This window comes from Cellulomonas fimi, from assembly GCF_012952065.1.
Classification (GTDB): Bacteria; Actinomycetota; Actinomycetes; order Actinomycetales; family Cellulomonadaceae; genus Pengzhenrongella; species Pengzhenrongella fimi_A.
Genome location: NZ_JABCJJ010000024.1, coordinates 18,991 through 39,075 on the forward strand (window position 1 = coordinate 18,991; position 20,085 = coordinate 39,075).

At 72.3% G+C, this 20,085-nt stretch carries 17 protein-coding genes and 3 tRNA genes; 13 read left to right on the forward strand and 7 right to left on the reverse strand.

The window, feature by feature from the left end; all coding sequences use genetic code 11:
• Nucleotides 1-23: 23 nt before the first annotated feature.
• From HIR71_RS13010 to HIR71_RS13025, 4 genes are all read left to right on the forward strand, one after another.
• Complete coding sequence (locus HIR71_RS13010; RefSeq protein WP_169325500.1) at nt 24-1,409, forward strand: ABC transporter substrate-binding protein; 1,386 nt, start codon at nt 24-26, stop codon at nt 1,407-1,409.
• A gap of 135 nt (nt 1,410-1,544) precedes the next feature.
• On the forward strand, nt 1,545-2,534 hold the full coding sequence (locus tag HIR71_RS13015) for a carbohydrate ABC transporter permease (RefSeq protein ID WP_169325501.1): 990 nt from the start codon (nt 1,545-1,547) through the stop codon (nt 2,532-2,534).
• Nucleotides 2,531-3,490, forward strand: a complete 960-nt coding sequence (locus tag HIR71_RS13020) for a carbohydrate ABC transporter permease (RefSeq protein WP_169325502.1) — start codon at nt 2,531-2,533, stop codon at nt 3,488-3,490. Before HIR71_RS13015 ends, HIR71_RS13020 begins: the two co-directional genes overlap by 4 nt.
• Before the next feature lie 102 nt (nt 3,491-3,592).
• Nucleotides 3,593-4,507 carry an EamA family transporter gene (locus HIR71_RS13025; RefSeq protein WP_169325503.1) on the forward strand — a complete coding sequence of 305 codons (915 nt, stop codon included), beginning with the start codon at nt 3,593-3,595 and terminating at the stop codon, nt 4,505-4,507.
• A 20-nt stretch (nt 4,508-4,527) separates the two neighbouring features.
• Here HIR71_RS13025 and HIR71_RS16485 read toward each other — a convergent pair whose 3' ends face one another.
• Together HIR71_RS16485 and HIR71_RS13035 are read right to left on the reverse strand one after the other, a co-directional pair.
• The gene (locus tag HIR71_RS16485) at nt 4,528-5,202 is read right to left on the reverse strand and encodes a bacterial proteasome activator family protein (protein WP_282959296.1); all 675 of its coding nucleotides are present in this window, start codon (nt 5,200-5,202) and stop codon (nt 4,528-4,530) included.
• A 145-nt stretch (nt 5,203-5,347) separates the two neighbouring features.
• A complete protein-coding gene (locus HIR71_RS13035) occupies nt 5,348-6,325 on the reverse strand; it encodes an NAD(P)H-quinone oxidoreductase (RefSeq protein ID WP_169325504.1) in 978 nt (325 codons plus the stop codon).
• 231 nt (nt 6,326-6,556) lie between these two features.
• On the opposite strand from HIR71_RS13035, the gene HIR71_RS13040 reads away from it, so the two are divergent.
• The 5 genes from HIR71_RS13040 to HIR71_RS13060 all read left to right on the forward strand — a co-directional run bounded on the left by HIR71_RS13040 (nt 6,557) and on the right by HIR71_RS13060 (nt 13,112).
• Nucleotides 6,557-11,026 carry a sensor histidine kinase gene (locus HIR71_RS13040; protein ID WP_169325505.1) on the forward strand — a complete coding sequence of 1,490 codons (4,470 nt, stop codon included), beginning with the start codon at nt 6,557-6,559 and terminating at the stop codon, nt 11,024-11,026.
• A 52-nt stretch (nt 11,027-11,078) separates the two neighbouring features.
• A complete protein-coding gene (locus HIR71_RS13045) occupies nt 11,079-11,528 on the forward strand; it encodes a roadblock/LC7 domain-containing protein (protein WP_169325506.1) in 450 nt (149 codons plus the stop codon).
• 4 nt (nt 11,529-11,532) lie between these two features.
• Nucleotides 11,533-11,916, forward strand: a complete 384-nt coding sequence (locus HIR71_RS13050) for a DUF742 domain-containing protein (RefSeq protein WP_169325507.1) — start codon at nt 11,533-11,535, stop codon at nt 11,914-11,916.
• On the forward strand, nt 11,897-12,508 hold the full coding sequence (locus HIR71_RS13055; protein ID WP_169325508.1) for a GTP-binding protein: 612 nt from the start codon (nt 11,897-11,899) through the stop codon (nt 12,506-12,508). Before HIR71_RS13050 ends, HIR71_RS13055 begins: the two co-directional genes overlap by 20 nt.
• Nucleotides 12,509-12,662: 154 nt before the next feature.
• Entirely contained in the window at nt 12,663-13,112 is a 450-nt protein-coding gene (locus HIR71_RS13060) for a PIN domain-containing protein (RefSeq protein ID WP_169325509.1), read from the forward strand.
• Nucleotides 13,113-13,129: 17 nt separating this feature from the next.
• Here the strand turns inward: HIR71_RS13060 and HIR71_RS13065 are convergent, their stop codons facing one another.
• Genes HIR71_RS13065 through HIR71_RS13075 form a run of 3 tightly spaced genes read right to left on the reverse strand, consistent with a single transcriptional unit; the run spans nt 13,130 to nt 15,998 of the window.
• Nucleotides 13,130-14,449, reverse strand: coding sequence for a TRAP transporter large permease (locus tag HIR71_RS13065; RefSeq protein ID WP_169325510.1), 1,320 nt, complete (start codon nt 14,447-14,449; stop codon nt 13,130-13,132).
• Nucleotides 14,450-14,458: 9 nt separating this feature from the next.
• Nucleotides 14,459-14,965: a TRAP transporter small permease gene (locus HIR71_RS13070; RefSeq protein ID WP_169325511.1), complete on the reverse strand. Its 507-nt coding sequence runs from the start codon at nt 14,963-14,965 to the stop codon at nt 14,459-14,461.
• Between the two features lies 1 nt (nt 14,966).
• Nucleotides 14,967-15,998, reverse strand: coding sequence for a TRAP transporter substrate-binding protein (locus HIR71_RS13075; RefSeq protein WP_169325512.1), 1,032 nt, complete (start codon nt 15,996-15,998; stop codon nt 14,967-14,969).
• A 147-nt stretch (nt 15,999-16,145) separates the two neighbouring features.
• Between HIR71_RS13075 and HIR71_RS13080 the strand changes: the two genes are divergently transcribed.
• A tRNA-Ser gene (locus HIR71_RS13080) sits at nt 16,146-16,235 on the forward strand.
• 285 nt (nt 16,236-16,520) lie between these two features.
• Here the strand turns inward: HIR71_RS13080 and gabT are convergent.
• Nucleotides 16,521-17,873: a 4-aminobutyrate--2-oxoglutarate transaminase gene (gabT, locus tag HIR71_RS13085; RefSeq protein ID WP_169325513.1), complete on the reverse strand. Its 1,353-nt coding sequence runs from the start codon at nt 17,871-17,873 to the stop codon at nt 16,521-16,523.
• A gap of 76 nt (nt 17,874-17,949) precedes the next feature.
• Complete coding sequence (locus HIR71_RS13090; protein ID WP_169325514.1) at nt 17,950-18,924, reverse strand: zinc metalloprotease; 975 nt, start codon at nt 18,922-18,924, stop codon at nt 17,950-17,952.
• An 82-nt stretch (nt 18,925-19,006) separates the two neighbouring features.
• Between HIR71_RS13090 and yidD the strand changes: the two genes are divergently transcribed.
• The 3 genes from yidD (at nt 19,007) to HIR71_RS13105 (ending at nt 19,769) form a co-directional block, all read left to right on the forward strand.
• On the forward strand, nt 19,007-19,303 hold the full coding sequence (gene yidD, locus HIR71_RS13095) for a membrane protein insertion efficiency factor YidD (protein ID WP_169325515.1): 297 nt from the start codon (nt 19,007-19,009) through the stop codon (nt 19,301-19,303).
• 135 nt (nt 19,304-19,438) lie between these two features.
• Nucleotides 19,439-19,527: transfer RNA gene (locus HIR71_RS13100), tRNA-Ser, on the forward strand.
• A 169-nt stretch (nt 19,528-19,696) separates the two neighbouring features.
• Nucleotides 19,697-19,769, forward strand: a tRNA-Arg gene (locus HIR71_RS13105).
• The last annotated feature ends 316 nt before the right edge of the window (nt 19,770-20,085 follow it).

The following is a 20,085-nucleotide window of genomic DNA, read 5'->3' on the forward strand; positions in this document are numbered from 1 at the left end:
CACAACGCAGTGGAGGTCACGTGATGTCCAGCATCCGTTCTCGTCGCTCTCTGGCGGCGGTCGCCGGCGGGCTGGGGTTCGCCCTGGCCCTGTCGGCATGTTCAGGGGACTCCGGTGGGGGCGGCGGGGACGACACCGCGGGTGGCGGTGCCACCGGCGGTGACACCGACTGCGCGGCCTACGCGGACTACGGCGACCTGTCCGGCAAGGAGATCTCGGTCTACGCCTCGATCGTCGACCCGGAGGCCCAGCAGCAGCGCGACTCGTACAAGCCGTTCGAGGAGTGCACGGGCGCGACGATCGCGTACGAGGGCTCGCGCGAGTTCGAGGCGCAGCTCCCCGTGCGCATCCAGGCCGGCAACCCGCCGGACCTCGCGTACATCCCGCAGCCGGGGTTCCTGAAGTCCATCACCGAGGACTACCCGGACGCCCTCGTGCCCGCGCCGCAGGGCGTGATCGACAACGCGAACGAGTTCTACACCGAGGGCTGGGTCAACTACGGCACGGTCGACGGGACGCTCTACGCGACTCCGCTCGGCGCGAACGTGAAGTCGTTCGTCTGGTACTCGCCCTCGATGTTCGACGAGGCCGGCTACGAGATCCCGACGACGTGGGACGAGCTGATCGCGCTCTCCGACACGATCGCCGAGTCCGGCGCCAAGCCCTGGTGCGCCGGCGTCGAGTCCGGTGACGCCACGGGCTGGCCGGCCACCGACTTCCTCGAGGACGTCGTGCTCCGCACGGGCGGCCCCGACGTCTACGACCAGTGGGTGAACCACGAGATCCCGTTCAACGACCCGCAGATCGTCGAGGCGCTCGGCACGGTCGGCTCCATCCTCAAGAACGAGGACTACGTCAACGGCGGCCTGGGCGACGTCCAGTCCATCGCGGCGGCGCCGTGGGTCGACGCCGGTCTGCCGATCCTCGACGGGACCTGCTGGCTGCACCGCGCGGCGAACTTCTACCAGGCGAACTGGCCGGAGGGCACCGAGGTCGCCGAGGACGGTGACGTCTTCGCGTTCTACCTGCCGGGTCAGTCGGCCGACGACAAGCCGCTCCTGGGCGGTGGCGAGTTCGTCGCCGCGTTCTCGGACCGCCCCGAGGTCCAGGCGTTCCAGGCGTACCTCTCGAGCCCCGAGTGGGCCAACGCCAAGGCCGAGGTGACCGGGCAGGGCTGGATCAGCGCCAACAGCGGCCTCGACCGGGACCTCCTGAAGTCGCCGATCGACATCCTGTCGTTCGACCTGCTCACCGACGAGAGCTACACGTTCCGGTTCGACGGCTCCGACCAGATGCCCGGTTCCGTGGGTGCCGGTGCGTTCTGGACGGAGATGACGGCCTGGTTCGCGAGCGACAAGGACGACAAGGCCGTGCTCGACGCCATCGAGGCCGCGTGGCCGGCGTCCTGACCTCACGATGAGCCGCTGGGGGACCCATCGACCGGTGGGTCCCCCAGCGCCACGGCCGGGCACGCGAGGCAGACGCCCGCCGGACCTCTGGGTGGCTACTGCGGGGACGTCCGTCCCCGGGACGCGGAGTGCGAGATGGACTGGTTGACCGACGCGGGGACGCCCGCGGAGAAGCTCACGCTCATGGTCGTGGCGATCGTGCTGTTCGTCGTCGTGATGGGGGCGATCCTGCTCGCCGTCGACCGGCCCAAGCGGATCCCGAACTGGCTGGTCGTCCTCGGCTTCGTCGGTCCGACGGTCCTGGCGATCGGCTTCGGGCTCGTGTACCCGGGGCTGCGCACCATGTACGCCTCGTTCTTCGACCGGGGCGGCAAGAACTTCGTCGGCCTCGACAACTACGTCACGGCATTCACCCAGGACCAGTTCCAGATCGTGCTGCGCAACACGGCGCTGTGGGTGCTCATCGTGCCGGTCGTGGCCACGTTCATCGGGCTCGTGTACGCCGTGCTCGTCGACCGCACGCGGTTCGAGGCGGTCGCGAAGGGCCTGATCTTCCTGCCCATGGCGATCTCCATGGTCGCGGCCTCGATCATCTGGAGGTTCGTCTACGAGTACAAGCCGAACCAGCCAGGGGTGAACCAGACCGGCCTCGCCAACCAGCTGCTCGTCTGGCTCGGCAGGGAGCCCCAGCAGTTCCTGCTCAACGCGCCGACGAACACGTTCTTCCTCATGGCCGTCATGGTCTGGATCCAGACCGGCTTCGCGATGACGGTGCTCTCGGCCGCGATCAAGGCGATCCCGGACGACATCATCGAGGCGGCGCGGCTCGACGGCCTCAAGGGCATGCAGATGTTCCGCTTCATCACGGTGCCGAGCATCCGTCCCGCCCTCATCGTGGTGGTCACGACGATCGCCATGGGCACGCTCAAGGTCTTCGACATCGTCCGGACGATGACCGGTGGCAACTTCGAGACGTCGGTCGTGGCGAACGAGTTCTACACGCAGAGCTTCCGCTTCAACGAGCAGGGGTTCGGCGCGGCGCTCGCGGTCATCCTGTTCGTCTTCGTGATCCCGCTGATCGTGTACAACGTCCGCCAGCTGCGCCTGTCGGAGGAGATCCGATGACGACGACCCCGCTGCCGCCCCAGTCGTTCGTCAAGAAGGAGCCGGGCGAGGCCTCGGTCCCCGCGCCCGGGCGGGGGCGACGGCTCACCCGCGTCGAGAAGCGCGCCATCGCCGCCCAGGGCAAGCTGAGCTCGCCGTGGGCCTCGCTGCTCGCGATCGTCATCGCGGTGCTGTGGACCATCCCGTCGCTCGGCCTGCTGATCACCTCGTTCCGCCCCGAGCTCGACATCCGCCGGTCCGGCTGGTGGACGTTCTTCACGTCGCCCGAGGTGACGACGGACAACTACCAGGAGGCGCTGTTCGGCAGCTCGACGAACTTCTCCACCTTCTTCATCAACTCGTTCGTCATCACGCTGCCGTCGGTCGTCATCCCGATCTCGCTCGCGCTGCTGGCGGCGTACGCCTTCGCGTGGATCGAGTTCAAGGGCCGCAGCATCCTGTTCGTCGCCGTCTTCGCGCTCCAGGTGGTGCCGATCCAGGTCACGCTGATCCCGCTGCTCTCGCAGTACGTCGACTGGGGGCTCGAGGGGTCGTTCTGGGTCGTGTGGCTCTCGCACTCGATGTTCGCGCTGCCGCTCGCGATCTTCCTCCTGCACAACTTCATGAAGGACGTGCCGCCCTCCTTGGTCGAGGCCGCCCGGGTCGACGGCGCGGGTCACGTGAAGATCTTCTTCCAGGTCCTCATGCCGCTCCTGACGCCGGCCATCGCGTCGTTCGCGATCTTCCAGTTCCTCTGGGTCTGGAACGACCTGCTCGTCGCGCTGACCTTCGCGGGCGGCGCACCCGACGTCGCCCCGCTGACCGTCCGCATCGCCGAGCTGTCCGGCAGCCGCGGGTCGGAGTGGCACCTGCTCTCGGCCGGGGCGTTCATCTCGATGGTCGTGCCGGTCCTCGTCTTCCTCGCGCTGCAGCGCTACTTCGTCCGCGGCCTGCTGGCGGGCTCGGTCAAGGGCTGACGCGCAACCCCCTCTGGCCCGCCCGTCGCGTCCGCACCCGCTGAGGCGATGACCCCCGCGAGTGCGGACGCAACGCGCCCGAGGGTCTCGTAGCCTCCAGAGGTGACCAGCGCCCCCGGACGTCCGCCCGACGTCCCGGCCCGGGACCGGGTCCCGGCGCCCGCGCTCTTCCTCCTCTCCGGCCTGACGCTCTACCTGGGTGCGGCGATCGCCGTCGACCTCTTCCCGGTGCTCGGCGCGCCGACCGTCGCCTGGCTGCGGATCGTCGTCGCGGCGGTCGTGCTCGTGGCCTGGCGGCGGCCGTGGCGAAGCCGCTGGTCCCGGCGTGACCTGCTCGCGGTCGCCGGGTTCGGCACCGTGCTGGCCGCCATGAACGTCACGTTCTACGTTGCGATCGACCACCTGCCGCTCGGCACCGCGGTCGCGATGGAGTTCCTCGGCCCGATCGCCGTCGCGACGCTGACCGGTCGAGGGTGGCGTGAGCGCGTCGGGATCGCGCTCGCCGCCGTCGGGGTCGTGCTGCTCGCGGGGGTGACGCTCGACGCGGGAGGCGGGCCCGACGTCGTCGTCGGCCTGGTCGCGGTCCTCGCCGCGGCCGCGTGCTGGGCCGCGTACATCCTGCTCGGACGGCGGGTGGCGCTCGGCGAGTCGGGCGTGACGTCGCTCTCGCTGGCCATGGTCGCCGGCGGGCTCGTCTTCGCGCCGTTCCTCGTGGGATCGGCCGGGCCGGTCGTCACGGACGGGCGCGTCGCGCTCGCGGTGCTGGCGGTCGCGCTGCTCTCGTCCGTCGTGCCGTACGTGATCGACCAGGTCGTGCTGCGTCGGGTCAGCTCGGCGACCTTCGCGCTGCTCCAGGCCATGCTGCCCGCGACCGCCGCGGTGATCGGTGCACTCGTGCTGCGCCAGCTCCCTACGCCGCTCGAGGTGCTCGGCCTGGTCGCGGTCTCGGGCGCGATCGCGCTGACCTCGTTCACGCGCGGCACGCCGGCACCCGCGCCGGTCGCCGACCCCGGCTAGCGCTCAGACCTGCAGGCCGGTCAGAGGTACTGCCCCGGCGTGGGCCGCCCGTCGTTCGCCTCGGCACCCTCGCCTGCGCCCGGCCCACCCGGCACATCCGGCCCACCGGGCACCACCGTCAGCCCCGGCGGCAGCGCGCGGCGCATCTGCGCGAGCTGGGCCTGGGACGCCATGTGCTGCGCGACGAGCGCCGTCTGGATCCCGTGGAACAGCCCCTCGAGCCACCCGACGAGCTGCGCCTGCGCGATCCGCAGCTCGGAGTCCGACGGCGTCGCGTCGTCCTCGAACGGCAGCGTGATGCGATGCAGCTCGGCCACGAGCTCCGGCGACAGCCCGTCCTCGAGCTCGCGCAGCGAGCGTTCGTGCACCTCCGCGAGCCGCGCGCGGGCCGCCTCGTCGAGCGGCGCGCTGCGCACCTCGTCGAGCAGCTGCTTGATCATCGTGCCGATCCGCATGACCTTCGCCGGCTGGTCGACCGTGCCCGCGGCGTCCTCGCCGGCCTCGTCCGTGCCGACGGTGGCCTCACCGGGCCCGTGGTCGTCGCTCGCGACGCCGACGCCATCGGGTCCGACGACGACGACGCGCGGCCGGGCGGTCTCGCCGCGCCCCGCGGTGTCGCTCGCGTCGCGCGCTGTTGTCCGCTCGCCAGGCGCTGGTTCGGGTGTGCGGGTGTGCTCAGGGTCCGTGTCAGACATCCGCCCATCATCGCCCGCGCCGCCCCGCGCCGGGCAGCACCGCGCAGCATCGGTCCGGGCTCGCGCGGCGGGGTCGGGGACGCACGGACTGCACGGGCTGCAGGGCTGCACGGGGCGCAGAAGCTCAGGAGCGGGCGGTGAGCGGTCAGGGCACCAGGAGCACCTTGCCGAAGACCTCGCCGCGCTCGAGCATGCGGTGGGCGTCGCCGGCCGCCGCCAGGGGCAGCCGCGCGTGGACGACCGGGCGGAGCCGGCCGTCGTCGACCATCGGCCACACGTGCTCCCGGACCGCAGCCACGATCGCGGTCTTCTCCGCCGCGGGCCGGGACCGCAGGGTCGTGCCGACGACCGTCGCCCGGCGGGACAGCAGCAGCCCCAGGTCCAGCTCCGCCCGCCGGCCGCGCTGCAGCCCGATGACGACCAGCCGCCCCCCGGTCGCGAGGGCCTCGAGGTTGCGCTGGAGAGCGCCTGCGCCGAGCACGTCGAGCACCAGGTCGACCCCACGCCCGTCCGTCGCGGCACGCACGGAGCGGGTGAAGTCCTCGGCGCGGTGGTCGACGGTCAGCTCGGCCCCGAGCGTCGCGCACAGGGCGGCGCGCTCCGGTCCGCCGGCCGTCGTCGCGACCCGCGCGCCCAGCGCCGTCGCGAGCTGGACGGCGATCGACCCGACGCCGCCCGAGCCGCCATGCACCAGCACCCACTCGCCCGCCCGGAGCCGCCCGGCGTCGACCAGGTTCGACCACGCCGTGCAGACCGCCTCGGGGAGCGCGGCGGCATCGACGAGGTCGATCCCCGCGGGCGCAGGGAGCGCCTGACCTGCGGAAACGCGTACCCGCTCGGCATACCCACCCCCGCTGAGCAGCGCGCAGGCCTCGTCGCCGACCGCCCACCCCCGGACCTCCGAGCCGACCTCGACCACGGTCCCGGACACCTCGAGGCCCGGCCACTGCGGGGCGCCGGCGGGCGGGGGGTAGCTGCCCTCGCGCTGGAGCACGTCCGCACGGTTCACCCCCGCCGCTGCCACCTCGAGCACCAGGTCGTCGGGACCCGGGACGGGTTCGGGCACAGTGCTCTCCTGGAGCACCTCGGGCCCCCCGGGCCGGCTGATGATCACCGCGCGCACCTTGTCGACTCTAAACCGGGTGTCCAGAATCGAACCGTTTGACCCCGGCGCGGTGAGAAACTTCGCCGGGGCTGCTCATGACCTCGGGACGGCGAGCCGATGTAGGGGAAACGGCGCCGGACCACCCTGGTCGGGCCGGCCGTCGGCGCATCGCGTCGGCCAGGTGATGGAGAGAGGTAAGCCATGCTGCGCAGGTTGGGCATCCGCGGGAAGGTTCTAGCGGCCCTTGCCGTGCCCGTGCTCGTCCTGTTCGCTGCTGCGACGCTCTTCTCGGCGCAGGCGGTCCAGGAGGCGCGTGCGGCCCGAGCGGTCACGCAGCTCATCGGCGTCGCCGACGAGCTCGGCACGCTGACCCGGGCCATGCAGGCCGAGCGGCAGGCATCCCTGACGCTGATCTCCGACCCGGCGACCCGCCCGGCGCTCGACCAGGCGCGAGCCCAGACCGACGCCGGTGCGGCGGCGGTCACCGCGGTGGTCGACGAGGTCGACGTCGAAGCCCTCCCGAACGAGGTCATCGTGGCGCTCGCGGGCACCCGTGAGGCGCGTGCGGACCTGCCCGGCATCCGCGACTGGGTGGACGGCAACAGCCTGCTGCTCCCGAGCGCGGTCGAGGCCCAGTACAGCTCCATCATCGGCCTCCACGTCGCACAGGCCCGTGTCGTCTCCGACTCGCTGAGCGACCGGGAGCTGGCCCGCTACTTCAGCGCCTACGGGCTCGTGGGCGAGGCCGGTGAGGCCATGGTCCGTGAGCTCCCGTCGGCCATGCGGGCGATCATGACCCGGGGTTCGGAGCCCGACTCCGTCCGGGCGCTCGCCGCCCAGACCGCGGCCGACACGGTGCTCCGCGACCAGGCTCGCGAAGCCGTCAACGCGCTCGACCTCGAGGACGTCACGCTGACGTCGATGGACGCGACCTACGCCGTGCACCGCCTCACGCTCTCCTCCGGCAACCCGGAGGAGATCGCGAAGATCAACCCGGCAGCGTTCCAGGCCGCGGCCATGGCGGAGCTCGAGGAGCTCGGGACCGTGAACGAGCAGATGCGGGCCGTCGGCGCGGCCATCGCCGACCGGAACTCGGCGGCCGCGACCCGCGAGGCCGTACTGACGATCGCCATCGCCATCGTCACGTTCATCGTCTCGGTGCTCGTCGCGCTCCTGGTCGCCCGCCAGATCGTCGTCCCGCTGCGCCGCCTCACCACGGCCGCCGGTGAGGTCCGCAAGCAGCTGCCTCGCCTCGTCGAGCAGGTGTCGATCCCCGGTGAGGGTCCCGACCTCACGCTCGCCCAGATCCCGGTGAACTCGCGTGACGAGGTCGGCCGGCTCGCGGCCGCGTTCAACTCGGTCAACGCGACCACCATCGAGGTCGCGCAGGAGCAGGCCGCGCTGCGTGGCTCGATCGCCGAGATGTTCGTCAACGTCGCCCGCCGCGACCAGGTGCTCCTCAACCGGCAGCTGTCCTTCATCGACTCCCTCGAGCGCGCCGAGGAGGACCCGAACGTCCTCGCGAACCTGTTCCGCCTCGACCACCTCGCCACCCGGATGCGCCGCAACGCCGAGTCGCTCCTGGTGCTCGCCGGGATCGACTCGGGTCGTCGCATGCGCGACGCCATGCCGCTCTCGGACGTCATCCGCACGGCCTCGTCCGAGATCGAGCAGTACGACCGTGTCCAGCTCGAGCTCGGCGTCGACCCCGCGATGCTCGGCCACAACGCGCTCCCTGCCGCCCACCTCCTCGCCGAGCTGCTCGAGAACGCCACCGTGTTCTCCGAGCCCGAGGTGCCCGTCGAGGTCGAGACGTCGATGACGAGCGACGGCACGCACATGGTCGTCGTCGTGCGCGACCACGGCCTCGGGATGTCGGACGCCGAGCTGCAGGCCGCGAACGAGAAGATCCGGACGTCGAGCGCGGGTGACGTGCTCGGCGCCCAGCGACTGGGCTTCTACGTGGTCGGCCGCCTCGCGAACCGGCTCGACGCCGACGTAACGCTCGCCAGGAGCTCGACGGGGAACGGCACGACCGCCACGGTCCGCTTCCCGTCGTCGCTGTTCGACCTCTCCGAGACGCCGCTCTCGAGCCTGGCCGGCCCGCAGGCCGCCGCCCCGGCGTCGACGCCCACGCAGCGACCCGCCGAGCCCGAGGCGCCCGTCGCGGTCCCCGTGGACCTCGCGGCCCTGACCGACGGATCGACCTCGCTCGGCCTGCCTCGTCGCCGTCAGTCGGCGCCCGAGCCGCAGCAGCCGGCCGCCGAGCAGGCGGAGCGGGACGAGAGCAAGATCGTCCTCCCGCTGCGGAGCGAGCCCAAGCTCGCCCCCGAGCTCGCGGTCGGGGCCGAGGACAGCTGGACCCCGCCGGTCGTCGACGCCGCGGGCCCCCGGCTCCTCCCGAGCCGCGAGAAGGCGAGCAGCCAGCACTGGGCGCAGCCGGACGACGAGCCGGCCCCGGCCGCCGCGCCGACGCCGCTGCCCCCCGCCGCGCGCAGCAGCCTCTTCGCGGGTTTCCGCGGCCGCGCGGTCGACGCGCTCCCTCCGGGTGCGGACGCTCCCCTCGAGCGTCGTGCGCCGTCCGACGCCGCGACGGCCGGCGACGCCGTGACCGCCGGCGACGCCGTCGCGGGCGCTGCGCAGGTGGCGCCGGCCGGACCGGTCGGTCCGGCGTTCGTGATCCCCGAGCTCGCGCCCGACGACGACGCGCCGTGGACCCCGAGGCCCGCCTCGCCGCAGATGCACTCGATGCACCAGGACACGATCCGCCTCGAGCCTGTGGACCTCGAGCCGGTGCCGCACGAGCCGGTGACGCACGAGCCGGAGACGCACGAGCCGGTGACGTACGAGCCGGTGACGTACGAGCCGGTGGCCGAGCCCGCTTCCGACCTCGAGCTGCATGCGCCCGTGGCCGAGGTGCCCGCCCCGCAGTCGTCGGTGGAACAGCAGTCGTCGGTCGAGCAGCAGTCGTCGGTCGAGCAGCAGTCGCCGGTGGAGCAGCCGCTCCCCGCGCGCCGGAGCCCCGGCTTCACCGCGTTCAGCGGCTACGCCGGGTACACGTCGTCGAACGGCGGGGAGCCGGCCGGCTTCGAGCGGACGCTCGACGAGGCCCGGGCGTGGGGTGTCGACCAGCAGGGTGGGGGCGCCGACGGCCGGTCCGGTCAGCAGACCGGGACCGGTGCGGTGGCCGACCCGGCTGCCGCCGATCAGCCCGCCGCGCACCGGCCCGCCGCGCAGCCTGTGGACGCGCAGCCTGTGGACGCGCAGCCTGTGGACGCGCAGCCTGTCGACGCGCAGCCTGTCAACGCGTGGCAGGCACCCGCTGAGCGATGGGCTCCGGCCTTCGCGGAGAGCGAGGAGCCGACGCCGGTCGCCGAGAGCTGGGAGCAGCCCGCCGGCCCCGAGGCGTGGGCTCCGACCCCCGTCGCGGAGACCTGGGCACCGACCCCCGTCGCGAGCACGTGGCAGGCGCCGGAGAGCGAGGAGTGGGCCCCGGCCCAGGCCGCGCCCGAGCAGGCGGTGGCCGCGGATCAGACGCTGCCCGGGCGCACCCCGGTCGCCTCGTGGCACGCCGAGCCCGCCTCCGCGCCGTCGGTCGAGTGGCGCGTCGAGCCGACCCCGACCCCGACGACGGCACCGACCGTGGCCCCGGTCGCGGACTGGCATGTCCAGCCGACCTCCAGCGCAGCCCCGGACGCGGCCCCGACCTCGGCGCCGTCGGTCGGATGGCTGGCCACGCCCGCCTCGAGGCCCGCCTCGACGCCCGCCCCCACGCCGGCGTACGAGCCGACGCCGGTCCCGGGTCTCGCGCCGACCCCGACGGGCACGGCCGCCGCACCGGCATCGCCGTTCCCGGTCCCGCCCGCAGCCGAGCCGCGCAAGGGCTTCTTCGGATGGCTGCGGCGCAAGTCGGGGGACGACCAGCACGCACACGCCCCTGTGCCGGCAGCGGCCACAGCTCCGGCGGGACCCATGGCGGCCTCCGCCCCGGTCGCCGAGACGCCCGCGCCGTCGGTGCCCGCCGGTCCGCCCGTCCGCTCGTCCGCCTGGGACTCGACGCCCGGTGCCCACGCCGACTCCGACGCCCCCGCGTCCGACGGTCGCTGGACGTCCGCCGTCCCGGCGGCACCGCGATGGAGCCCGCAGCAGCACGACGTCGAGCCTTCGGCACCGGCTGCGCCCCCGGCTGCGACCTCCTTCACGCCGGCCGCGCCGGCCGAGAGCTGGTCCGCGCCCACGTGGTCGGCCGAGCACGCGGCCGCGGCTGCGGCGCCGGAGGACAACGGGGGGCGGCTCCCGTCCCCGTCGCTCCCGGCAGCAGTCGCGCGGCGTCCGGTGTCCCCGGGAGTTCTCGACGGAGAGGTGGCTGCGATGCTCGCGCTCCGGTCCGACATCCAGGAGCAGGCGCTCGCCGAGCTCAGCCAGCTGTCCGCCTACCGGCCGAGTGCGGTCGGTACCAGCGGGACCGGGGGCGGCGCGACGCTGCAGCGCCGAGTCCCCACCGCCATCCCGGCCGCCCCGGAGATCGTTCTCCCCGACGGCGACCGGCCCACCGCACGGGATGCGGAGCAGCTGCGTTCGCGGCTGTCGAGCTTCCAGTCCGGTACGAGCCGCGGACGTCGCGCGGCTGACGGACCTGCCGACGGCGAGTCCGCGAGGGGCGACGAGCCCCCCGTCGACCGTGGATCTCATGACCACACACCGGCACCGACATGGTGACCATGGGATCTCGTGCCGCCGGCATCTCCGGCGAATCTCTCAAGGAGGAAGAGTGACAGCGCTCAGCACCGAGGCGGCCAACTTCGGCTGGCTCCTGGACAACTTCGTCCGTACCGTGCCGGGGACCCGGCACACCATGGTCGTCTCGGCGGACGGGCTGCTCATGGCCATGTCGGACCAGCTCGACCGGACCAGCGGCGACCAGCTCGCCGCCATCGTCTCGGGGATGTCCAGCCTGACCCGCGGAGCCTCGCGCCAGCTGCGGGCCGGCGAGGTCCGCCAGGCGATCATCGAGATGGACAACCTCTTCCTGTTCCTCATGAGCGTCTCGAACGGCTCCGTCCTCGCGGTCGTCGCCGACTCGAGCTGCGACGTCGGCCTCATCGGCTACGAGATGGCGATGCTCGTCTCGCGCACCGAGGCGACGCTGACGCCTCAGCTCATCACGGAGATGCGTGGACAGCTCCCGGTCGACGGGGCCACGCGGACCCCGGTCGGGTGACCCGATGACGGAACACGTGGAGTACGAGGCGCGAACGGTCCGGCCCTACGCCGTGACCGGCGGGCGGGTACGCACGACGAGCTCCGACGCCCCGCTGCCGCTCGAGGCCCTGGTGGAGGTCATGCCCGGCGCCGTCGGCGGGCAGGGCCTCACCCCGGAGAAGCGGGCGATCCTGCAGCACGCCGCCCACACGTACGTCTCGATCGCCGAGCTCTCGGCGCTGCTGCACCTGCCCCTCGGGGTCGTCCGCATCATCGTGGCCGACCTTACGGACGCGAAGTACATCCGCGTCCACACCTCGACCCCGGTGGACGTCCACACCGGACAGTCACCTGCCCTGTCCCTGAGCGTGCTGGAGAGTGTTCTCAATGGCATTTCCGCCCTCTGACACCGCGGTGGCCGCCCCGACGGCCACTGGCGGAAATGTCGCGCCCACCGTCGTCAAGATCGTCGTGGCAGGCGGCTTCGCCGTCGGCAAGACGACCTTCATCGGGTCGATCTCCGACATCGAGCCGCTCAACACCGAGGCGGCCATGACCGAGCACTCCCTCGGCGTCGACGACGCCGGTGGGGTCTCCGACCGCAAGACGACCACGACCGTGGCGATGGACTTCGGTCGCATCGCCCTGCCCGGGTCGCTGTGGCTGTACCTGTTCGGCACGCCCGGTCAGGACCGCTTCCTCTTCATGTGGGACGACCTGGTCCGCGGTGCCATCGGCGCCGTCGTCCTCGTCGACACCGATCGCCTCGAGCAGTGCTTCCCGGCGATCGACTACTTCGAGAGCCGCGGCATCCCGTTCGTGGTCGGGGTCAACTGCTTCGACGGCGTCGCCAAGCACCAGCTCGACGACGTCCGGGAGGCGCTGCAGATCCCGGCGCACGTCCCCGTGCTGTACACCGACGCGCGCTCGCGCGCGGCGACCAAGCAGGCGCTCATCCAGCTCGTCCAGCTCGCGATGGAGCGGCTGCGCGGCGCCTGAGCGCTCGACGTGACAGCCCCGGTCGGCCCTCCCCCCAGCGGCCGACCGGGGCTGTCGCGCGCCCCCGGTCGGCCGCGTCGGCGAGGCGCCCGACCCTGGCTAGGCTCGGAGCCCTGACAGCCCCACGGGGGCACGCCACGGGGATCGGGGCAGCATGCTGGTCTACGTCGACGGGTCGGCGCTGAGCCGCTACCTGCTCGACCTGCCCGGCTCGCGTGAGTGGCGGGCGTGGGCCGAGGCGTTCGAGCCGTCCTTCGTCACGACGCCGCTCGGGCTCACCGAGCTCAGCCGCGTGGCGCAGGGGCTGGACGCCGGGGGTCGGACGCGCGCCCACGAGGTGGGCGAGCGGCTCACCGTCGTGCGGTTCTCCGACCAGACGCTCGCGGCCGCGGCGACGGCGCCCGGGTCGCTCTCGCCGTTCGCCGCGCTCCATCTGGGCACCGCCGTGGCGCACCCCGACATCACGATGCTCGCGACCTACGACGCGCTGCTCGCGCGCGAGGCCGACACGTACGGGCTGGCGATCGTCTCCCCGGGGTACCCGGAGGGCTGGTGGTTCCGGCGTCGTCCGACGGATGCGGCGTCGCCACCGGGTGCGGGCTAGGGCAGGGTCAGGGAGGGCTAGGGCGCCGTCGCGACCAGGCCGAGCTGGGTCGGGAGCCACAGCGACAGCTGCGGCAGGAAGACGACCACGAACAGGCCGACGATCAACGCGAGGAGGAACGGCACCAGCTTCGCCGCCACGGGCTCGATGCGGAGCCCGGCGACGCGTGCGCCGACGAAGAGCACGTTCCCGACCGGCGGCGTGATCACCCCGACGCTGAGGTTGTAGACGATCATCGTGCCGAAGTGGATCGGGTCGATGCCGAACTGCGACACGATCGGCAGGAAGATCGGCGTGAAGATGAGGATCGCCGGCGTCGGGTCCATGAAGGTCCCGACGATCAGCAGGATGACCATCATGAGGACGAGGATCGCCGTCGGGTTCTCGGTGAGCGCGAGGATCCCGGCCGAGATGGTGTCCGGCACGCGGGCGAAGGACATCACGAACGAGAGCGCCGACGACACGCCGACGAGCAGCATGACGATCGCCGTCGTCCGCGCCGCGTCGAGCAGGATGCCCGGCAGCTCGGAGACCTTGAGCATGCGGTACGCGAACCCGAGGACGAGGCAGTAGACCACCGCGATCGCCGCCGACTCCGTCGCCGTGAAGAGCCCGGCGAGGATGCCGCCGATCACGATGATGATCATCAGCAGCGACGGGACGGCCTTCCAGAGCGTGACCAGCACCTGCTTCCCGGTGACCCGGGGGCTGACCTGGATCGAGTCGCGGTTCCGTGCGACGTAGAGCGCGACGACGAGCATGCAGGCGATGACCCAGACGAGGCCCGGGCCGACACCGGCCATGAAGAGCGCGGCGATCGACGTCCCGCTCACCAGCGAGTAGACGATGAACGTGTTGCTCGGAGGGATCAGCATCCCGGCGGGCGCGGAGGCGACGTTGACCGCCGCGGAGAACCTCGGGTCGTACCCCTCCTTCGCCTGGCGCGGACCCATCACGGTCCCGACGGCCGCGGCTGCCGCCACGGCCGCGCCGCTGACCGCGCCGAACATGGCGTTCGCGACGACGTTCGTCTGGGCGAGCGACCCGGGCGCCCGACCGACCAGCACCTTGGCGGCGTCGATCAGTCGGCCCGCGATGCCTCCGTTGTTCATGAGGACCCCGGCGAGCACGAAGAACGGGATCGCGAGCAGGGGGAACGAGTTGATGCCGGTGAACATGCGCTGCGAGGTGACGAGCACGGCCCCCTCGAGCCCCACGAGCGCGATCACGGCGAGCAGCGACGACAGGCCGATGGCGATCGCGATCGGTGTGCTGGACGCGATCATGAGGACGATGCTGACCAGCAGGATGAGTGCGGCGAGCGCTCCAGGGTCCATGGTCGTCTCCTAGATCGCTTCGTCGACTTCGGCGTACCCGAGGGGTTCTTCCTTCCGCCGCACGACGAGCTGCAGGTGGTAGACGGCGTAGAAGGTGATGAACAGCCCGGCGATCGGCATCACGAGGTACATCACCCCGAGCTGTGTGGGCAGGGCGCTGAGGCTCTGCCCCCACGCGCCCATCGCCGCTCGCCAGCCGCCCCAGACCAGGGCGCCGAGCGCGAAGACGATGATCAGCACCTGGACCCCGATGGCGACGACCCGCTGGGCGTTCTCGGAGAACTTGCGCACGAGGAAGTCGACGGCGATGTGGCCCCGTTCGGAGAAGACGAGCGCCGCGGCGAAGAAGCCGAGCCAGACGAACTCGTACCGCGCCAGCTCCTCCGACCACGTGCTAGGCGCGTCGAGCACCTGACGCGAGAACACCTGCCACACGACGGTCACGACCAGCAGCGCGAAGAGGATCCAGCAGATCACCGCGAGGATGCGGTCGAGCCCGGACTTCACGGCGGTCATGTCACGGCTCCTCGGGCTCGGCGGCGGCGCGCGCCGCGTCGTACAGCTCGCGCTGGACGTCGTTGCTCAGGTACTCCTCGGCCAGCGGCTCGAGCACCGCGTCGAACGCCTCGGTGTCGACCTCGCTGAACTGCGCCCCGCCCGCCTTCGCGTCCTCGATCGCGTCCTCGGTCGCCTGCGCCCAGAGCTCGGTAAACTGGTCGCGCGCGTCGGCCCACTCGTCGTCGAAGGCGCTTCGGACGTCGTCCGGCATGCTGCGCAGCGTGTCGGTGTTGATGATCAGGTAGTCCAGCCCGACGAGATGGTTGGTGGACGACCAGTACGGCGCCACCTCGAAGTGCTTCTGGGTCACGTAGGAGACCTCGTTGTTCTCCGCTCCGTCGAGGACCCCGGACTGCAGCGCGGTGTAGACCTCGCCGAACGCCATCGGGGTCGCCGACCCACCCATCGCCCGGATCATGTCGATCTGCAGCTCGCTCTCCTGCACGCGGATCTTCTGGCCCGCGAGGTCGTCGGGCGTGACGATCGGGCCGTCGGTCGTGTAGATGCTGCGCGCCCCCTGGGTGAAGCCGCCGAGCACGGTGAAGCCGTTGCTCTCCTCGAGGGAGGAGTACAGCTCGCCGACGATCTCGTCGTCGTGCACCACGCGCATCTGGTGCTCGACCGAGTCGAAGACCCGCGGCAGGTTGAACACGAGGAAGTCCCGGTTGAGGTTCTCGAGCTGGGTACCGGACACGATCGCGAAGTCGATGATCCCGTCGCTGACCAGCTGGAGCGCCTCTTGCTGGGCGCCGAGGGTCTCGTTGGGGAAGACGTCGATGGTCCAGGCGCCATCGGTCGCCTCGCTCAGCCGGTCGCCGAACGCGGTGAGCGCGATGTACGAGGGGTGCTGATCGGTCTGGTTGAGGGCGAGATGGAGGATCTCACCGTCGCTGGGCTCGCCGCCGCCGCCGCCGCTGCCGCTGCACGCAGTGAGCGCCAGTGCCAGGACGACGGCGCTCGCTGCGGCCCGTGATCGAGCGGTTCGCGCCATGTGGCTCCCCCGTCCGTCGCGGGACCGGTACGGTCGGCCCCCCGCTGCGCCCTGGGTCCATTCAGGACCAGTGCAAGCAGGCCCGCAACCCCTGGCACAATGCGGACCGTGCTCGCGCCGGCCCTCGGGTTCGGTGCGCCGGCACCAGGAGGGCTGTCTGAGCGGCCGAAAGAGACGGTCTTGAAAACCGTTAGTGCGGTGACCCCGTACTCAAGGGTTCGAATCCCTTGCCCTCCGCTGGTCGCTCTCGCGACCCGCCTCATCCCGGCTCGCCTCATCCCGGCTCGCCTCATCTCCTCGCCTCGCCGTCCGGCCCCGCCGCCCGTCTGCCGCGTCTAGCTCTCGCTGCATGGCGAGCCACCTCGACGGACGACGACGCGCCGGCCGGGCCCGCCCGTCGCGCACCTACCGGACGGGACCCGTCACGTCCTGAGGTCCGCCGACGCGATCGCCCCGCCCGGCGACCTGTCAGAGCTGGGCGACGCTCACGCCTCACGTAGCTCTGACAACGCGGAGGTTCGCTCAGATCGCCGCCGCGAACGCGGAGTCGAGCACGTCGAGCGCCTCGTCGAGCAGCGCGCCGGGGATCGACAGGGGCGGGAGGAACCGCAGCACGTTCCCGTCCGTGCCGCACGTGAGGACGATGACGCCCTCCGCCCGAGCCGCCACGGCGACGGCCGAGGTGAGTGCGGCGTCGGGCTCGCGCGTGGCCGGGTCGACCAGCTCGACGGCGAGCATCGCGCCCCGCCCGCGGACGTCGCCGACGCGCGGGTCGCGGGCCTGGAGCGCCCGGAGCCGAGCGGTCACGCGGTCGCCGATCTCGGCCGCGCGCGCGACGAGGCCCTCCTCCCGTACCGTGTCGAGCGTCGCGAGCGCGGCAGCGCACGCGATCGGGTTGCCGCCGTAGGTGCCGCCGAGCCCGCCCACGTGCACCGCGTCCATGATCTCCGCCCGCCCGGTCACGGCGGACAGCGGCAGGCCGCCGGCCAGGCCCTTCGCGGTGACGACCAGGTCGGGGACGATCCCCTCGTGCTCGCTCGCGTACATCGTGCCCGTGCGCGCGATGCCGGTCTGCACCTCGTCGGCCACGAACACGACGCCGTTCTCCCGGCACCAGTCGACGAGCGCCGGCAGGAACCCGGGCGCGGGCACGACGAACCCGCCCTCGCCCTGGATCGGCTCGATCACGAGCGCCGCGAGGTTCTCGACGCCCACCTGCTTCTCGATCGTCGCGATCGCCCGCCGGGCCGCGGTGACGCCGTCGAGCCCGTCACGGAACGGGTACGAGACGGGCGCGCGGTAGACCTCGGGCGCGAACGGCCCGAACCCCGACTTGTACGGCTGGTTCTTCGCCGTGAGGGCCATCGTCAGGTTGGTGCGGCCGTGGTAGGCGTGATCGAACGCGACCACCGCGTCCCTGCGCGTGAAGGACCGCGCGATCTTGACCGCGTTCTCGACCCCCTCGGCGCCCGAGTTGAACAGCGCCGTCCGCTTCTCGTGGTCCCCGGGCGTCGCGGCGTTGAGCGCCTCGGCCACGGCGACGTAGCCCTCGTACGGCGTGATCATGAAGCAGGTGTGCGTGAACGCAGCCACCTGCGCCTGCACCGCCTCGACCACCGCCGGCGCGCTGCTGCCCACCGTCGTCACCGCGATGCCCGAGCCCAGGTCGATGAGGGAGTTCCCGTCGACGTCGACGACGACGCCGCCCCCGGCCGCGGCCGCGAACACCGGCATCGTGGTGCTCACCCCGCGCGCGACGGCGACCGCCTGTCGCGCCGCCAGCTCGCGCGAGCGCGGGCCCGGGATCTCGGTGACGAGGCGGCGTTCCTGGACCAGCGCGGGACCACCCGCGCGGAGGGGGGTGGTGGTCGGCATGGTGACGCTCCTGTGCTAGCGGGGGCTTGCGGGGGCTTGCGGGGGTCGCCGGTGGTGACGGGGCCACGCTAGGGCGTCACAGCCCCGGCGCGCACGGCCCCCTGCCGAGCGCGGCGAGCCCCGCGAGGTCACCCGCCTGGAACGCCCCCTGCCCCTGGTTGACCGGGTGCATCAGCTGCGTCGGGTCGTCGACGTGCCCGAGGCCCACGAGGTGCCCGAACTCGTGCCGCAGCGTGCCCAGGTAGGCGGGTTCGCCGTCGTGGTCTGGCCACGAGAGCAGCTCGGTGTCGAGGAAGACCGCCCCGGACACCAGGTGCCGGGTGCCGGTCGTCGGGTCGGTCGACATCGTCTGCCCGGCCACGCCCGCGACGCCGCCCGCGAGCGCCGGCGTCGCCGTCTCGTCCGCGAACCGCACCAGGACAGGTGCCCACCGGTCGCCGTAGCGCGCGTGCTGGAAGGCGGCGCGCGGAAGGGTCGCGGGTTCCGTCGTCGTGCCGTCGTCGGCCAGCACCAGGCCCGACGCCGCCTCGACCTCGTGCGCGACAGCGCGGACCCGCTCGGCGAAGTCGGGCGGGGCGCTCGCCGGGTCGACGACGTACGTGAGGGGCCGGCACGGCGACCAGGAGACGGGGATGGCCGCGCCGTCGGGTGCCGTGTCGGTGTGGTTGAAGGCGAAGGTCGCGTCGCTCGAGGGGACGAGGGGCGCCGCGAGCAGGCGCGCGGGGGCCTCGACGCCCGGGGTCGGGAAGTCGCGGTCCTCGGGTGCGGGCAGCCGGCCGGGGAGGTGGACGCCCGTGGCGTCGGCGACCGTGCCGAGCGCGTCGCGGACCACCTGCGGGTGGCTGACGCCCTGCGCCACGCCGGCGGCGACGAGCACCAGGCTGAGCGCGGTGCGCAACCCGGGGCGGACAGCGGCCGAGCGGACGCGCGTCGACCGGACAGGATCCGGCCGGATGTGGATCGGCCGGACGTGGTGAGGCCAGACGTGGTCCGGCCGCGCGGGGGTGCGGTCGGCGAGCGGCTCCGTCGCGAGATCGGGCGCCGTGGTCACGGCACATTCATCGGCGGGTGCGCCGGTGGGTTGAGCACTCGCCCAGCGCGCGCGCTCGCGGCCGGCACCCTACCGTCACGCCATGAGACCCGACCGCATCACCACCGCCCCGGCCCGCGCGGTCGACCACCTCATCGGCCTGTACCAGGACCGTGTCTCGCCCCGGAAGGGCTGGAGCTGCGCGCACCGCGTCGCGCACGACGGCGAGTCCTGCTCGGTCGCGGTCCGCGACATCGTCCGACGGCGTGGGCTCCTGCGCGGCGTCGTCCCCACCGGGCTGCGGTTCCTCGCCTGCTACCGCGCCGCGAGCCTCCTCATGGCGAGCGACGTGCGCGGCGTCTGCTGCTGCGGCCCGATCCCGATCCCGTTCAAGTTCTGACGGGCGCCCTGAGGTACTGACGGGCGCCCGGAGGGCGACCGGTTCCGAGGTACTGCGAGGTGCGCGGAGCGTCGGGCGGCACGCTGGGGGGTCCTTTGCGGCACGGTCATCGGGCCGGGTAACCTGTCCCAGCCTGGAGACGTCGCATAGCCAGGTCTAGTGCGCGACCCTGCTAAGGTCGTGAAGGGGCAACCCTTCCGTGGGTTCAAATCCCACCGTCTCCGCACTGCAGGGCCCCGGTCGCCGTCATGGGACCGGGGCTTTCTGCTGCGGGGTTGCCGCCGCCGGGGCCGGATCCTTCCGTGCGGGTGATGTGCGCCGAGCGACGACGTGAGCCCCGCGTTTGGGTGATCCCTCGCGGGACGCTATCCTCGTCTCCGGCCGTACGGCCACGCGCCCGTAGCTCAACGGATAGAGCATCTGACTACGGATCAGAAGGTTGGGGGTTCGAATCCCTTCGGGCGCACAGTGAGATCTCGGCTGTGAGATCTCGGCCCCAGGACCCGCGTCCTGGGGCCGAACTCGTTCCGGAGTACGGAGAGGATCACGGAGACAACTGCGTTTTCCCTGGTCACAGAGGTCGATGCGGGTGCCGATGTCGATGCCGTGCGCGGGACGCCGGAGCGAGCAGGGCTTCCCGCCGCCGCACGCAGGCTCCACGCCGCCCTGTCGCACCCGCATCGACCTCTGTGACCAGGGAAAACGCAGTTGTCTCCGTGATCCTCTCCGTACTCCGGAACGAGTTCGGCCCCAGGACGCGGGTCCTGGGGCCGAGATAGATC

What these genes read in the sequence shown, in the direction of transcription:
- HIR71_RS13060 (WP_169325509.1), top strand. Translation starts at nt 12,663, where the DNA reads ATGCTGGTCTACGTCGACGGGTCGGCGCTGAGCCGCTACCTGCTCGAC.
- gabT (WP_169325513.1), bottom strand. Translation starts at nt 17,873, where the DNA reads ATGCCGACCACCACCCCCCTCCGCGCGGGTGGTCCCGCGCTGGTCCAG.
- HIR71_RS13070 (WP_169325511.1), bottom strand. Translation starts at nt 14,965, where the DNA reads ATGACCGCCGTGAAGTCCGGGCTCGACCGCATCCTCGCGGTGATCTGC.
- HIR71_RS13010 (WP_169325500.1), top strand. Translation starts at nt 24, where the DNA reads ATGTCCAGCATCCGTTCTCGTCGCTCTCTGGCGGCGGTCGCCGGCGGG.
- HIR71_RS13020 (WP_169325502.1), top strand. Translation starts at nt 2,531, where the DNA reads ATGACGACGACCCCGCTGCCGCCCCAGTCGTTCGTCAAGAAGGAGCCG.
- HIR71_RS13075 (WP_169325512.1), bottom strand. Translation starts at nt 15,998, where the DNA reads ATGGCGCGAACCGCTCGATCACGGGCCGCAGCGAGCGCCGTCGTCCTG.
- HIR71_RS16485 (WP_282959296.1), bottom strand. Translation starts at nt 5,202, where the DNA reads ATGTCTGACACGGACCCTGAGCACACCCGCACACCCGAACCAGCGCCT.
- HIR71_RS13050 (WP_169325507.1), top strand. Translation starts at nt 11,533, where the DNA reads ATGACGGAACACGTGGAGTACGAGGCGCGAACGGTCCGGCCCTACGCC.
- HIR71_RS13065 (WP_169325510.1), bottom strand. Translation starts at nt 14,449, where the DNA reads ATGGACCCTGGAGCGCTCGCCGCACTCATCCTGCTGGTCAGCATCGTC.
- HIR71_RS13055 (WP_169325508.1), top strand. Translation starts at nt 11,897, where the DNA reads ATGGCATTTCCGCCCTCTGACACCGCGGTGGCCGCCCCGACGGCCACT.
- yidD (WP_169325515.1), top strand. Translation starts at nt 19,007, where the DNA reads ATGAGACCCGACCGCATCACCACCGCCCCGGCCCGCGCGGTCGACCAC.
- HIR71_RS13015 (WP_169325501.1), top strand. Translation starts at nt 1,545, where the DNA reads ATGGACTGGTTGACCGACGCGGGGACGCCCGCGGAGAAGCTCACGCTC.